Raw genomic sequence first — 14,538 nt, 5'->3', positions numbered from 1 at the left:
TCGACGGCATTCAATACAATCAAAAAATTGTCATAGATACGTTTCAACGCAGGGGCACAACGCCATGGGCCAGGTTCGGTACAAGCAAGTGGTGGACGCACTGGCGTCGGACATCCGCGCGGGGCAGCTGCGGCCGGGCACACGCCTGCCCACCCACCGCGCACTGGCCCAGCGGCATGGACTGGCGCTGGCCACGGCCAGCCGCGTGTATGCCGAGCTGGAGGCCATCGGCCTGGTGGTGGGCGAAACCGGGCGCGGCACCTTTGTGCGCGACCCCGCCTCCCCGCGCGGTGCCGACGCCGACCTCACCACGCCCGCGCCCAGCGCCGCAGACCTCTCGTTCAACAACCCCAGCGTGCCGGGTCAGGCAGACCTGCTGCGGGATGCCCTGCGCAAGCTGGCCGCCTCCGGCGACCTGGAATCGCTGCTGCACTACCACCCCTACGGCGGCCGGCCGCATGAACGCGCCATCGTGGCCGGGCACCTGAAGACGCGCCAGCTGCAAGTGACGGGCGAGCAGGTGCTCATCGTCAACGGCGCGCAGCACGGCATGGCTGTGGCGGCCATGGGCCTGCTCAACCCCGGCGACGTCGTGGCGGTAGACGCTCTCACCTACCCCGGCTTTCGGGTTTTGGCCGAACGCCTGCGGCTGGACCTGACCCCGGTGCCCGTGGGCCCCGCTGGCACCGACCTGGACGCCTTGCAGCGCCTGTGCGACACCCGGCCCGTGCGTGCCATCTACACCATGCCCACCCTGCACAACCCGCTGGGCTGCGTGATGGGCGCCCGCGCCCGCAAGCGCCTGGTGGGCATTGCGCGTGCACACGACCTGCTGGTGATCGAAGACGCACCCTATGCCTACCTTGCGCCCGAGGCGCCGCCCCCCATCGCGGCGCTGGCACCCGAGCGCACGGTGTACCTCTCCAGCCTGTCCAAGAACGTGGCCACGGGCTTGCGGTTTGGCTTTGTGGCCACATCGCGCGAACTGATCGGCCCCATCGAACGCGCCGTGCGTGCCACCGCCTGGAACACGGCCGGAGTCGTCACCGCCATCGCCTGCGGCTGGATCGAAGACGGCACCGTGGCCCGGCTGGAGGCCGACAAACGCGCAGACACCGCGCAGCGCCAGGCCATTGCCACCCGGGCGCTGGCGGGGTTGAAATTGGTACGGCACCCGAACTCCTACTTCATCTGGCTGCCGCTGGGCGACGACCAACGGGCCGACCGCATCGCCGCCACCCTGGCAGAACGCGGAGTGTCCGTGTCGACCGCCGAAGGGTTTGCCACCACCACCCATGTGCCCCACGCGCTGCGCATCGCGCTGGGGTCGGTGGCGCTTGAAGACCTGGCCCGGGCGCTGGCCGTGGTCAAGGATGTGGTGGTGCAGGATTGTTCGTGAACGCAAACAGCTGCGGGGATTTCGGGTGTGTGCTGGGGTTGGGATGGATCGGTGGGCACGGGGCGCCAAGCCCCTGGGCACGGCCGTTTGCACAGGCCACTGGCATCCTGCCGCTCGCCAGGCAGTTGGCGGCAGGGAACTCATTTTTTGATAGCTGTTCGCGCTTATCTATCAAGCGCCAAGGCCATTTCCAATCACATTATGAGGTGACAAGCCGCCCCCAGGAATCAAACCACTCCATCAAGTTACACGCTGCCCCAAGGCGCACAAACCACCAACACAGCCGAGCGCTATGCCTCGCCGTATTTGGCCCTCCAACTTGCGGCGGACAGCACATCCAGATCCCGCGCCAACGCCTCTTGCCGCACCACCGGGTCCGGTGCAGGCCCGTTGCCGCTCATCGCAGCGTACAGATGCTCTGCCAGCACCGCCGCCACCGCATGGATGGCCTCGTGCCGCGACAAGCCCTCGCCGCGCAGCCGCTGCAAGGCGCGGACGGTGGGGTCGAACCCTTCTGCGAGCTGGTTTTCGACAACCACATGCAGGGCGGTGTGGGCCTGCAGGTTGCCGCACGGCTCCTCGCTTAGTTAGTGGAAGGTGGTAACAGCCTTGATCCGCTGGGCCTCGGGCAGAGCAAGCCAGGTGCTCGCGTTGGGGGCGGTTTTGGGGTTGTAGTGGGGGTGGGGGTTTGGCATGGTTTGCAACCGGGAGAAGTTGATGGGCTTTTTTGAGGTCTCAACGTTTGAGATGGGAGGCATGACCCGGCTTACCAGGACATGTCGATTGAAGAGTCGGGCGTCACGCTCACTCACCAGCACCAGTTATCTTTGGCAGCTTCATGTCGGGAGTTAGACCTTTCTGCCAATCTCGAAGATCCCATGCGAACCAAAACATTGGCGCTGCATACAAGAAGGCTAGGCCTATGTCTGGGGCGCCCCCGAACATGCGGGGCATTGGCGACCAAAGTTGAATACCTACGAAGTATTGGATACCTGCTAACGCCTGACCAAAAAACATTCTCTGTCCAGGTGTCCCAAGCGTAGCTATAGAAGGGTAGGTGAGCACGACAGCAACGTGTTCAGTTCTCGAGAGATACGCGCACAGGCCGCGCACCTGCCTCAGCATTACGCAGCCTACGATTCCAGCAACAAAAATCGCGACAGCGCATGTCCATCGTGCCGAGTCGACTGGCACGTTCACCTCCGTAAAAGGAAGCTGTAGTTGTGCGCCTGTACTAGCAGTAGGCAAGTAAGCTGCGATCAAACACAAGAACAACCAGACACCAAGCAGTCTGTGCAGCAAGTTCATGCACCGGATAGCATTCTCGCAAAGGGACGTGTTCACATCAGTCATTGGGGACTCCTAACGTTTGACACGAGGGCATCCGAGGGCGTTAGCCCTTGGACATCCCTCTCGATAGAAGGGTTTGGTGTCACTGGATAGACGTGATGAAGGCCTTGAACTTCCTACCTCGAACGCTCGCTTCCCATTCGTCTTTGACTACTTCGACCTTGCCGAATGTTCGCAGTCGGGCGATTTCGCTGGATTGAATGAACTCGTTGACTCCGAACTTCTTATGTAGAACCCAGAAAAAAAGTTTGTAGCCCTTGTTTTGGAGTACCTGAAGAACAGCGGCTGTCTTTTTCTCAGAGGTTTCGAAATCTGGGCATAGGGCGGCGAGAATGTTCGGCCACCGCTCTGGGTTGACCGTAGTCATCCAGTCGACGAAGCTCTCTGGCAGATCGTCGTTTGACATGCGACGAACGAAGTACTCAACCCCGGAAATCGTCGTTCGTCGCACCCGATAGTTGTCGTTTGTGAGTGCGCGGAGTGTCTTGGACTTGCCCCAGTCTGAGTGTCCGACGACGAAGACGACTTTTGGCTTTGGCATGAATCTCCCTCTGTTTGTTGTGAGGCCTAACGGCTGGGCGATGCTGGATATTCTGGACACAGCTTCCTCCTGAGAGTGACTTGTGACCTGGGCTTGCGAAGGATGCGCTGTACAAATGCACAAGTGTAGAAACTCCGACAAACCCGGCATACCGTTTCGGTCGTCACTATAACTTTGGCGTTTCGGTGTGGCTTAGCTGCCGGTGACAGTGTGTGCCCCATCACACCGGCCCGCAGCTGGATGTTCAACGATCCATGGCGTCACGTTCAAACCAGCTTTGGATGCACTCATCCAAAGAAATACTCCCGTTTTCATAGCTACCAGCGCTTACCCACCAAGCGCTGGAGCCCCATTTAATCCAAATTTTCGGCTACATGATCGCCTCACAGCTTCGCAATCGACACCTCGGTGGACTTGACCAGCGCGACCACGTCGGAACCGACGATGAGGCCCAGGTCGTCCACCGAGCGGGTGGTGATGACCGAGGTGACGACGCCCCAGGGCGTCTCGACATCGACCTCGGAGACGACGTCGCCGCGAATGATTTCGCGGACCTTGCCCTTGAACTGGTTGCGTACGTTGATAGCTTGGATGGACATGGGGTTCTCCTTGAATAGTCCGTTGAAAAAGAGGTCAGAGAAAGAAAAACAAGCAAACGAAAAGAGAGAGAGAAATCAGACCGCCCAGCGCAAGCCATGCGCAGGCACGCCGGGCCAGGAAACCTCGTGCGCAGGCTCCCCATCGGGCTTTTGCAGCACACGGTCGAGGATGCGTTTTTCGATGGCGGCAAACGCGGCGTCGCCATGTGAACGCGGACGCGGCAGGTCGATGCGCTGGTCCAGCGCGATCTGGCCGTCCTCGATCAGGATCACGCGGTCGGCCAGGGCCACGGCCTCTTGCACGTCGTGGGTGACCAGCAGCGCGGTGAAGCCGCTGCTGCGCCACAGGCCTTCGATGAGGCGGTGCATCTCGATGCGGGTCAACGCATCCAGCGCGCCCAGCGGTTCGTCGAGCAGCAAGAGGCGCGGGTTGTGCACCAGGGCACGGGCCAGGGCCACACGCTGGCGCTGGCCACCCGACAGGCGCGCGGGCCATTCGCCCAGCCGGTCGCCCAGGCCCACGCGGGCCAGCACATCGGCCGCTGCGCCACGCTGCGCGGGTGGCAGGCCCAGGGCCACGTTGTCCACCACACGTTTCCAGGGCAGCAGGCGCGAGTCCTGGAACATGATGCGGGTGTCGCTGCTCAGGCCCGCAACGTCCTGGCCGTCGAGGCGGATCGCACCGCCCGAGACGGATTCGAGCCCCGCCACCAGGCGCAGCAGCGTGCTCTTGCCGCAGCCGCTGCGGCCCACGATGGCGACGAACTGGCCGGGCTCGATGACCAGCTCGGTCTTCTTGAGCACGTCGCGCGTGCCGTAGCGTTTGTCCACGCCACGCACTTCCAGGCGGACGCCTTGTGGCTGCGATGGCGGGGTAATATTTCTAGTCAAAATTGCCTCCTGCGCATGTCTAAAAAGCGCTAGCAGCTATAAAAAAGTGAGTACCTGGGCGCAATGACTGCGCTCGGCGAGGCCCAATGCCAGGGACGCCGCGCAAGGGCCGCCCCGCCGCGCTGGCGTCGTCCCCCTTCCCGTAGCGCGCAGCGCGTAGAGAGAAGGGGGAAGCCGCGTAGCGGCTCAGGGGGATGCTCATGCCTGGTACCCGGGATGCCACCTCAGCCAGTAGCGCTCCAGACCCTTGGCGAAGACGTCGGCCAGCTTGCCCAGCAGCGCATACAGCAGGATGCCCACGAGCACGATGTCGGTCTGTAGAAACTCCCGCGCGTTCATCGTGAGGTAGCCGATGCCCGCCTGCGCCGAGATGGTCTCGGCCACGATCAGGATCACCCACATCAACCCCAGCGAGAACCGCAGCCCCACCAGGATGCTGGAGAGCGCCCCGGGCAGGATGATCTGCCGGTAGAGCTGCCAGCGGCCAAGGCCATAGGTGCGGCCCATCTCGATCAGCCCCGGATCCACATTGCGGATGCCGTGAAAGGTGTTGAGGTAGATGGGGAAGAACACCGAAACGCTGATGAGGAACAGCTTGGCCGATTCGTCGATGCCGAACCACAGGATCACCAGCGGGATCAGCGCCAACGCAGGGATGTTGCGCACCATCTGGATGGTGGAGTCGAGCAGCGTTTCGAACAGCTTGACCGAGCCGGTGAGTAGGCCCAGCGCCAGGCCCAGGCCGCCGCCAACGGCAAGCCCGGCCAGCGCGCGGCCCGCGCTGACCTGGACGTGGGTCCACAGTTCGCCCGAAGCGGCCAGCGTCCACGCGGCCTTGACGACCTCGAGCGGTGCAGGCAACACGCGGGTAGACAACCAGCCCTGTGACGATGCGATTTGCCACAGCGCGATGAGGCCGATGGGCACGGCCCAGGGCAAGAGGCGCTGTGCGACGCTGGCGAGAAAGCGGGCCACGGGTGCGGGCAAAAACGGCCCTTCGATGGGCAGGTCCACGGCGTCGGCCACCGGGGATACCTGCAGTTCTCTTGCGATGTGTGTCATGGAGAGTTCCGGTTCGGGGACAAGTCAGCTTTGCGACGCGCGCGGCACAAAGTCGTTGGCCACGGTTTCGCCAAACGGGCCCAGCGGGTTTCCAAACAAGGGGTTGCCGCTGGCCAGTTGGTTGCGCAGCGGCAGGGGCAGCAGCGGGAACACCAGCTCGGCAAAGCGGTAGGCCTCGTCCAGGTGCGGGTAGCCCGACAGCACAAAGGTGTCCAGCCCCAGCGCTGCGTATTCCTCGATGCGTGCAGCCACTGTCTGGGGGTCGCCCACCAGGGCCGTGCCCGCGCCACCACGCACCAGGCCCACGCCGGCCCACAGGTTGGGGCTGATCTCCAGGTCCTTGCGGCTGCGCTTGGCGCCACCGGCGTGCAGCGCAGCCATGCGGCGCTGGCCTTCGGAGTCCATGCGCGCAAACACGGCCTGGGCGCGCACCACGGTGTCGTCGGTCACATGGCTGATGAGTTCTTCGGCAGCGGCCCAGGCCTGTTTCTCGGTCTCGCGCACGATGACGTGCAGGCGGATGCCGAAGTTGACGGTGCGGCCATGTTTGGCGGCACGGGCGCGCACGTCAGCCACCTTCTTCGCCACTTCGGCCGGTGGCTCGCCCCACGTCAGATAGGTTTCCACCTGCTCGGCCGCCAGGTCGTGTGCTGCGGGCGACGAGCCGCCAAAGTACACGGGCGGGTGGGGCTGCTGCAGCGGCGGAAAGAGCAGCTTGGCCCCTTTCACCGAGAGGTGCTGGCCTTCAAAGTCCAGGCTCTCGCCCCGGTGGCTGCGCGCCAGAATCTCGCGCCAGATGCGGATGAACTCGGCCGACTGTTCGTAGCGCGTGGCGTGGTCCAGGAACACGCCGTCGCCCTCCAGCTCGGCCTGGTCGCCGCCGGTGACCAGGTTGATGAGCAGGCGCCCGCCGGACAGGCGATCGAACGTGGCGGCCATGCGCGCAGCCAGCGCGGGCTGGTGCAGGCCAGGGCGCACGGCCACCAGAAACTTGAGGTTGCGCGTGACGGGCAGCAGGCTGGACGCCACCACCCACGGGTCTTCGCACGAGCGGCCGGTGGGGATGAGAACGCCTTCGTAGCCCAGGCTGTCGGCCGCCACTGCGACCTGCTTCAAGTAGTCGTGGTTGAGCTGGCGTGCGCCTTTGGCGGTGCCCAGGTAGCGGCTGTCGCCGTGGGTGGGGATGAACCAGAAAATTTTCATGAATGCCTCGGAATAGATATGGGTTGGATGCGGTGGATGTGGCGGATGTGACTCAGGGCTTGGAGGTGGCAGCGGCCAGTTGCGCTGCCGCTGGCCGCCACACGATGTCGGCCACGTTCACGGGTTTGGGGATCAGGCCGAGCTTGAAGAACGCGTCGGCCACACGCTGCTGGTCGGCCACCGTGGCGTTGCTCAACAGCCCCACGGGCGACGAGGGACGGCGCTGGATGAACAGGCTCACCACGCCCGCGTCCAGGCCGCTGAAGTCGGAAATGAGCTTGATCGCGTCCTTGCGCGCCTCTTGCGCCAGGCGGTCGGCACGGCTGAGTTCTTCAAACAGCACGCGCAGCACCTGTGGGTGGGCTTGCACAAACGGGCGGGCCGCCAGGTAGAAGGAGTTGTTGCTGCTGGCCAGGTCGCGCCCCGTGGCCAGCACGCGGGGCTGGATGGCCAGCTCGGTGGCGGCGTAGAACGGGTCCCAGATGGCCCAGGCGTCCACGCTTATGCGCTCGAACGCGGCGCGCGCATCGGCAGGGGTCAGGTACACGGGCTGGATATCGGTCCACTGCAGGCCCGCGCGCTCCACGGCGCGCACCAGCAGGTAGTGGGCGCTGCTGCCCTTTTGCACGGCAATGCGGCGGCCCTTGAGGTCGGACAGGGTGCGCAGGGGCGAGTCCTTGAGCACCAGCAGCGCGGAGCTGTCGGGCTTGGGTGGCTCGGCGCCCACGTAGAGCAGGTCTTTGCCGGCGGCCTGTGCAAACACGGGGGGCGAGTCGCCGGTCAGGCCGAATTCGAGGCTGCCGACCGACAGCGCCTCCAGCAGCTGCGGCCCAGCCGGGAACTCCAGCCAGCTGATCCGCGTGCCCGGAAAGCGCTTTTCCAGCACGCCCTGCTGCTTCAGGATGACGAGGTTGACGGCCGACTTCTGATAACCAATGCGCAGTTGCTCAGGCCCTTGCACGGCTGCGCTTTGCGCGTGGGCATAGCGGCTGGCCAGCGCCCAGCTGAAAGCGGTAACGCCCAGCAGCTGCAGTGCGCGGCGGCGCTCTGGGTGGACGGTGAGGTGGGTCATGGCGATGTGTCCTTTCATGGCCCGATTCACAGCAGATCAACCGGCGCGGCGTGCAGCAGGTTGAGCTTCTTGGGGATGAGCTTCAGGTCGAAGAAGGTGTCGGCAATCGCCTGCTGCTCGGACAGGATCTCGCGCGTGACGGGCGCAGTGCCGAAGCGGGCGCGGCTCAGGTACAGGTCGGTGATGGATTTGTCCAGGCCCAGCACGGCCGACAGCTCGGCAGCGGCGGCGTCCTTGTTCTTGGAGACCCAGGTGTCGATGGCATTGACCTCTTCGATGGCAATGCGCAGCACGTCGGCGTTTTTGGTGGCGAAATCGCGCGAGGTGAAGTAGTAGGCGCGGTTGTTGACCACGCCCGTGGCATCGACCAGCAGGCGCGCATCGAGCTGCTTTTGCGCGGCGGCGAGGAAGGGGTCCCAGATGATCCAGGCATCGATCGCGCCGCGTTCAAACGCGGCCCGCGCGTCGGCCGGGGCCAGGAAGATGGATTGCACGTCACCGTATTTCAGGCCGTTCTTCTCGAGCAGCTTGACCAGGAAATACTGCACGTTGGAGCCCTTGTTGTAGGCCACGCGCTTGCCCTTGAGGTCGGCCACGCTGCGGATGGGCGAACCGCTGGGAACGATGACCGCCTCCAGCGCAGGGCGCGGCACGGTGGCACCGGCATAGACCAGCGGGGCGCCTGCCGCCTGGGCAAAGATGGGCGGGGCTTCGCCCACGTCGCCGAAGTCGATGGAGCCGACGTTGAGCGCTTCAAGCTGCACGGGGCCTGCGTTGAATTCGGTCCAGGTGACCTTGACGCCCAGCGGGGCCAGGCGCTTTTCGAGCGTGCCACGGCCCTTGAGGATGGAGAGCCAGCCCTTTTGGTGGCCCACGCGCAGCACGCGGCCAGCGTTTTGCGACCAGGCCTGGGGCGTTGCGACCGTTGCCGTCGTGGCAGCAACCGCAGCCAGCAGTTGGCGGCGTTGCAGGGAGAAGCGGTTCAGTTCGTTCATGGTGCGGATTCCAGATTCAAAACAGTTGTGGGATGGGCGACCGGGCTGGGTTGGCAGCAGGCGGCACACCGCCCTGCCCGCGCACCCGGCGCAGCAAAATCAAAAATGAAAATGAAGGGGAAGGAAGGTGGCGCTGGCACTGAGGGCCTGCCGCAGCGCCGGGCCCGCGTCAGACGCTACATCGCACCTGCGAGAACGGCACCGGCGCAAACCGGGTGGCCTGGGCGGGCGACGGGCGCAGGGTTTCGGTCACCAGCACGTTCACCGCATCGTCCAGCCGGGCGGCAATGTCGGCCTGCACGTGGTAGCTGCCCTCGGGCGTCAGCGTGACCTGGGCGTCGGTGGCGTAGATGCCCGGCAGGATGCTTTTGGCGCCCAGCGACTGCAGCACGGGCCGCAGCGCGTAATCGAGCGCCAGCATGTGGTGCGGGCTGCCGCCCGTGGCCAGGGGCAGCACAGTCTTGCCCTTGAGGGCCGTTTGCGGCAGCAGGTCCAGAAACATCTTGAGCACGCCGCTGTAGGCCGCCTTGTAGACCGGGGTGGCCACCACCAGCACGCTGGCATCGGCCACCTGGTCGATGGCATGCACCACCGTGGGGTGGCCAAAGTCGGCCAGCAGCAGCGCCTGGGGCGAGAGGTCGCGGATGTGGATGCGGTCCACCAGCGCACCACGCACCGAGAGGCGCTGGGCCACGGCATCCAGCAAGGCGGCAGAGCGGGAACGCTCGGAGGGGCTACCAGCGATGAGAAGAGCGGACATAAGAGAGGATTCCAGAGGGCGTGGTCAGACCAGCGCCACCCTGGATCCGGCTTCGCCGGTCCAGCGGTGGCGCCCCTTGAGGGGAGGCGGCTGAAGGCCGCTTCGGGGTGAGCCTATTTTTTGGTGTAGATCTGGTCAAAGCTCGCGTTGTCCGCAAAGTGGTCCTTGGCCGCCTTGTCCCAGCCACCGAACGCGTCGTTGATGGTGAACAGGTTCAACTTGGGGAACTGCTTGGCGTACTTGGCCTTGGCCTTTTCGGACACGGCGGGGCGGTAGAAGTGCTTGCCCGCAATGTCCTGGCCTTCTTCGGTGTAGAGGTACTGCAGATAGGCCTCGGCCACGGCACGGGTGCCCTTCTTGTCCACGTTCTTGTCTACCACCGACACGGCGGGTTCGGCCAGGATGGAGATCGACGGCGCGATCACGTCGAACTTGGTGCCGAACTCTTTTTCGAGCAGGTAGGCCTCGTTCTCCCACGCAATCAGCACGTCGCCCTGGTTGCGCTGCGCAAAGGTGATGGTGGAGCCGCGCGCGCCGGTGTCGAGCACGGGCACGTTGCCGTACAGCTTGGCCACGAAGTCCTTGGCCTTGGCGTCGCCACCGTACTTGCGCTTGGCGAACTCCCAGGCGGCCAGGTAGTTCCAGCGCGCGCCGCCCGAGGTCTTGGGGTTGGGCGTGATCACCTTCACATCGGCGCGCACCAGGTCGTCCCAGTCCTTGATGCCCTTGGGGTTGCCCTGGCGCACCACCAGCACGATGGTGCTGGTGTAGGGCGAGCTGTTGTGCGGCAGGCGCTTTTGCCAGTCCTTGGGAATCCAGCCGCCGTTGGTGTGCAGCGCATCGGTGTCGCCCGCAAGGGCCAGCGTGGCCACGTCGGCGTCCAGCCCGTCGATGATGGAGCGTGCCTGCTTGCCCGAGCCGCCGTGGCTCTGCTTGATGGTCACGTCCTGGCCGGTCTTGGCCTTCCAGTGCTTGGCAAACGCCTGGTTGAACTCCACATACAGCTCGCGCGTCGGGTCGTACGACACATTGAGCAGCGTCACAGACTGTGCAAACGACGGCAATGCCGTCAGGGCCAAACTGCCCACCAGGGCGGCGGCGAAGGGAAACTTGATAAAGTCGCGGCGAAAGTTCATGGGAGGGCCTCTTTTGTGAATGTGTTGCGGTGCAAATCACCGATGGAACGCATTCTGGAAGGCCCTCTTCAAAACTGGAACTACTGAGATTTCAGTTCTTAATATCCAAATCATCTGAGCGAAGCCTTTTTCGCTGGCCCCCACTACAAGGAATTCCCATGGCACGCACCGTTCAATGCATCAAGCTCGGCAAGGAAGCCGAAGGCCTCGACTTTCCACCCTACCCTGGCGAACTGGGCAAGCGCATCTGGGAAAGCGTGAGCAAGGAAGCCTGGGCCGGCTGGCTCAAGCACCAGACCATGCTGGTCAATGAAAACCGCCTGAACCTGGCCGATGCGCGCGCCCGCCAGTACCTGGCGCGCCAGATGGAGAATCACTTTTTCGGCAGCGGTGCAGATGCCGCGGCAGGATACGTCCCGCCCAGTGCGTAATGGAGCGAAGCGCAGTGCAGCGCTGCAAAAAGTGGTTTCGCTAAAACCACTTTTTTGGCAGCGGTGCTGACGCTGCGGCGGGATATGTCCCGCCCAGCGCGTGACGCAGCGCAACGCACCCTGGAGCGGTTCGCGGTAAAAACCGCCTTCTCTTTCCAACAGGCCGGCCCCACGCCGGCCTTTTGCCGTTTCCATGACTGAACCCATCGAGTGGCTGCCGGACGGCACCCCCTACAGCCCCCGCTTCGGCGATCGCTACCACAGCGAAAACGGCGGCCTCACCCAGGCCCGCCGGGTGTTTCTGCACGGCTGTGGCCTGCCCGAGGCCTGGGCGGGGCAGCCGCAATGGCGCATTCTGGAGACAGGGTTTGGCTTTGGCCTGAACTTTCTGGTGACCTGGGCCGCGTGGCGGGCCGACCTGCAGCGTCCCACGCTGCTGCATTTCGTATCGACCGAAGCCTGGCCCGTGAGTGCAGGCGACCTGCTGCGCGCCACCTCGGTCCACCCCGAGCTGGCGCCGCTGGCAGAAGCACTGCAACGCCAGTGGTGGGGCCTGCTGCCGGGCGTGCACCGCCTGCGCTTTGATGAAGGCCGGGTACTGCTCACCCTGTATGTGGGCGACACCCAGACCATGCTGCGCCAGCAGAACCTGACGGTGGATTCCATCTACCTCGACGGCTTCAGCCCCCAGCGCAACCCCGAAAGCTGGGACCTGCACACTCTGAAGGCAGTGGCGCGCTGTTGCCATCGCGGTACACAGCTGGCCACCTGGACCATCGCACGCGCCGTGCGCGATGGCTTGGCGCAATGTGGCTTTGAAGTGAACCGCGTGCCCGGCGTGCCGCCCAAGCGCGACAACCTGCACGCCACCTACAACCCACGCTGGGAGCCGCGCGCCACGCGCCAGCCTGTGGCCACGCCCGAACCCGCCCTGCCCGGCCCCTGCATCGTGATCGGCGGCGGCATTGCAGGCGCCGCCGCCGCTGCCAGCCTGGCCCGGCGCGGCTGGCAGGTCACAGTGCTGGACCAGGCCTCCGAGCCCGCCGCAGGCGCATCGGCCCTGCCCGCCGGGGTGTTTGCGCCCCATGTGTCGCCCGACGACAGCGTGCTGTCGCGCCTGTCGCGCAGCGGCATCCGCACCACGCTGGAGCAGGCCTGCTGGCTGCTGAGCGAGGGCGTGGACTGGGACCCTTGCGGCGTGCTGGAGCATCGCACCGATGGCACGCCCGGCCTGTCGCCCGGTTGGTTGGATGGCCCAGGCGCCGCTTGGAGCGAGCCTGCGCCCCCCGCCACCCTGGCTGCCGCCCAGCTACCGCCCGATGCCACCGCCTGCTGGCACCACCAGGCAGGCTGGGTGCGCCCGGCCCGCCTGGCCACCGCCTTGCTGGCGCAGCCCGGCATACGCTGGCAAGGCGGCTGCCAGGTGGCACAGCTACGACGTGCCGAGCCCCCCGCCGCCCATGACCACCCTGCCGCCCCGGTCTGGCAGGCGCTGGACGCCCAGGGCCAAGTGCTGGCCGAGGCACCCACGGTGGTCATTGCGGCGGGCGCTGGCAGCCTGGAGCTGCTCAACCACCGCTGGCCTTTGCAGCCGGTTCGGGGGCAGGTGTCGTGGGGGGACCATGCAGACCCTGCGGCGCCGCTGCTGCCGTTTCCGGCCAACGGCAACGGCAACCTGGTGCCCCGCTTTCCGCTCGGCGGCGATGCGGGTAGCCGCCAGGGCTGGGGTTGGGTAATGGGCTCCACGTTTGAGCGGGATGTGCAGGCCCTGCCGCCCAGCGCCGCCGACGTTCAGGCAGCCCATTCCACCAACTGGGGCAAGTTGCAGGCACTGCTGCCCGCAATAGCACCGCAATTGGCGCCCGCGTTCCACCAAGGGTCGCTCGCTCCCCCCACCGCAACGTCAGAACCCGAAGGGGGGCCAGCAGCGCCGCCTGCCCTGAAAGCCTGGGCCGCCGTGCGCTGCACCGCGCCGGATCGCCTGCCCATCGTCGGCCCTGTGGACGCCACGGACCTTCCGGGCCTGTGGGTCAACACCGCCATGGGCGCGCGGGGGCTGACGCTGGCGCTGCTCTGTGGCGAGCTGCTGGCAGCCCGCCTGCAAGGTGAACCCCTGCCGCTGGACGCCAAGCTGGCCAGGGCGCTGGGAACGGAGCGTCTGTAAACGCTGAAAACGCGTTAAAAAACCGCGCCCACACTTGCTTATAAGCAAATTGACATATCAGCAGAGCGAAACAATAGTTTGCTTCCATAAGCCTCTCCCCTACATTCGCACCCATGCATGAATTGGCGTTTGTTTTTGCGGGCTTTGCGGTCGGGCTGATTGTGGGCCTGACCGGCGTGGGCGGTGGCTCGCTGATGACGCCGATCCTGATTTTCTTCTTTGGCATCAAGCCCCACATGGCCGTGGGCACCGACCTGCTGTTCGCGGCCTTCACCAAGATGGGCGGCACCGTCAGCCTGGCCCGCCAGCGCCTGGTGCCCTGGAAAGTGGTGGGCCAGCTTTGCGCAGGCAGCATTCCGGCCGCGTTGCTGGCGCTGTGGGCGCTCAAGGTGATGGGCCCGGCCAGCAGCACCGCGCAGCGTGTGATGACCACCACCCTGGGTTTTGCCCTGCTGCTGACGGCAGCGGCCACCCTCTATAAGGTGGTGGCGTTTTCTGCCCAGCGCCAGGCGGCCGAAGCCGCGGCCCGCAAGAGCCACACGGGCGACCCCACACGCCCTCGCCACTGGAGCCTGCCCGTGCTGATGGGTGCCGTCATCGGTACGCTGGTCACCTTTACCTCGGTGGGCGCGGGCGCCATCGGCGTCACGGTGTTGCTGCTGGTCTACCCCATGCTGCCCCTGCCGCGCATCATTGGTGCCGACATTGCGTATGCCGTGCCCCTGACCTTGGTGGCGGGCCTCGGCCACGCCTCGCTGGGCTCGGTGGACTGGCCTTTGCTTGCACAATTGCTGGCTGGCTCACTGCCGGGCATCTGGCTGGGTTCGCGCCTGGTGACCCGCACGCCCGAGCGCCTGATTCGCTCCATCCTCTCGCTGTTGCTCGCCTGGGCGGGCTTCAAACTGATCTTGATTTGAGTTGCACGCACTGAACTG

The 14,538-nt window shown here is 65.2% G+C and carries 14 protein-coding genes; 4 read left to right on the top strand and 10 right to left on the bottom strand.

Annotated features, from left to right (window positions below; all coding sequences use genetic code 11):
- The first annotated feature begins 64 nt into the window (after nucleotides 1-64).
- The gene (locus ACSQ22_RS08775; RefSeq protein ID WP_436130064.1) at nucleotides 65-1,399 is read left to right on the top strand and encodes a PLP-dependent aminotransferase family protein; all 1,335 of its coding nucleotides are present in this window, start codon (nucleotides 65-67) and stop codon (nucleotides 1,397-1,399) included.
- A gap of 290 nt (nucleotides 1,400-1,689) precedes the next feature.
- Here ACSQ22_RS08775 and ACSQ22_RS08770 read toward each other — a convergent pair whose 3' ends face one another.
- From ACSQ22_RS08770 to ACSQ22_RS08725, 10 genes are all read right to left on the bottom strand, one after another.
- Complete coding sequence (locus ACSQ22_RS08770) at nucleotides 1,690-1,938, bottom strand: hypothetical protein (RefSeq protein ID WP_436130063.1); 249 nt, start codon at nucleotides 1,936-1,938, stop codon at nucleotides 1,690-1,692.
- A gap of 893 nt (nucleotides 1,939-2,831) precedes the next feature.
- Entirely contained in the window at nucleotides 2,832-3,290 is a 459-nt protein-coding gene (locus ACSQ22_RS08765) for a hypothetical protein (protein ID WP_436130062.1), read from the bottom strand.
- A gap of 383 nt (nucleotides 3,291-3,673) precedes the next feature.
- Entirely contained in the window at nucleotides 3,674-3,889 is a 216-nt protein-coding gene (locus tag ACSQ22_RS08760; RefSeq protein ID WP_055393898.1) for a TOBE domain-containing protein, read from the bottom strand.
- Nucleotides 3,890-3,964: 75 nt separating this feature from the next.
- Nucleotides 3,965-4,783 (bottom strand): ATP-binding cassette domain-containing protein, encoded by an 819-nt coding sequence (locus ACSQ22_RS08755; protein ID WP_436130214.1) that lies wholly within the window; start codon nucleotides 4,781-4,783, stop codon nucleotides 3,965-3,967.
- Nucleotides 4,784-4,978: 195 nt separating this feature from the next.
- Entirely contained in the window at nucleotides 4,979-5,842 is an 864-nt protein-coding gene (gene ssuC, locus ACSQ22_RS08750) for an aliphatic sulfonate ABC transporter permease SsuC (RefSeq protein WP_436130061.1), read from the bottom strand.
- 24 nt (nucleotides 5,843-5,866) lie between these two features.
- Complete coding sequence (gene ssuD, locus ACSQ22_RS08745; protein WP_436130060.1) at nucleotides 5,867-7,045, bottom strand: FMNH2-dependent alkanesulfonate monooxygenase; 1,179 nt, start codon at nucleotides 7,043-7,045, stop codon at nucleotides 5,867-5,869.
- A 52-nt stretch (nucleotides 7,046-7,097) separates the two neighbouring features.
- Entirely contained in the window at nucleotides 7,098-8,117 is a 1,020-nt protein-coding gene (locus tag ACSQ22_RS08740) for a sulfonate ABC transporter substrate-binding protein (RefSeq protein WP_436130059.1), read from the bottom strand.
- Between the two features lie 26 nt (nucleotides 8,118-8,143).
- Entirely contained in the window at nucleotides 8,144-9,112 is a 969-nt protein-coding gene (locus tag ACSQ22_RS08735; protein ID WP_436130058.1) for a sulfonate ABC transporter substrate-binding protein, read from the bottom strand.
- Nucleotides 9,113-9,281: 169 nt separating this feature from the next.
- Entirely contained in the window at nucleotides 9,282-9,872 is a 591-nt protein-coding gene (gene ssuE / locus ACSQ22_RS08730; protein ID WP_436130057.1) for an NADPH-dependent FMN reductase, read from the bottom strand.
- Between the two features lie 113 nt (nucleotides 9,873-9,985).
- Entirely contained in the window at nucleotides 9,986-11,008 is a 1,023-nt protein-coding gene (locus ACSQ22_RS08725) for a sulfate ABC transporter substrate-binding protein (protein ID WP_228894899.1), read from the bottom strand.
- Between the two features lie 158 nt (nucleotides 11,009-11,166).
- On the opposite strand from ACSQ22_RS08725, the gene ACSQ22_RS08720 reads away from it, so the two are divergent.
- The 3 genes from ACSQ22_RS08720 to ACSQ22_RS08710 all read left to right on the top strand — a co-directional run bounded on the left by ACSQ22_RS08720 (nucleotide 11,167) and on the right by ACSQ22_RS08710 (nucleotide 14,520).
- A complete protein-coding gene (locus ACSQ22_RS08720; protein WP_015013765.1) occupies nucleotides 11,167-11,439 on the top strand; it encodes an oxidative damage protection protein in 273 nt (90 codons plus the stop codon).
- A gap of 193 nt (nucleotides 11,440-11,632) precedes the next feature.
- The gene (gene mnmC, locus ACSQ22_RS08715) at nucleotides 11,633-13,603 is read left to right on the top strand and encodes an FAD-dependent 5-carboxymethylaminomethyl-2-thiouridine(34) oxidoreductase MnmC (protein WP_436130056.1); all 1,971 of its coding nucleotides are present in this window, start codon (nucleotides 11,633-11,635) and stop codon (nucleotides 13,601-13,603) included.
- A gap of 113 nt (nucleotides 13,604-13,716) precedes the next feature.
- Nucleotides 13,717-14,520 carry a sulfite exporter TauE/SafE family protein gene (locus ACSQ22_RS08710; protein ID WP_055393880.1) on the top strand — a complete coding sequence of 268 codons (804 nt, stop codon included), beginning with the start codon at nucleotides 13,717-13,719 and terminating at the stop codon, nucleotides 14,518-14,520.
- Nucleotides 14,521-14,538 lie beyond the last annotated feature (18 nt).

It is taken from the genome of Acidovorax sp. LjRoot38, from assembly GCF_964252975.1.
GTDB classification, from domain to species: Bacteria; Pseudomonadota; Gammaproteobacteria; order Burkholderiales; family Burkholderiaceae_C; genus Acidovorax; species Acidovorax facilis.
This window is presented reverse-complemented; position numbering and strand designations above follow the sequence as displayed.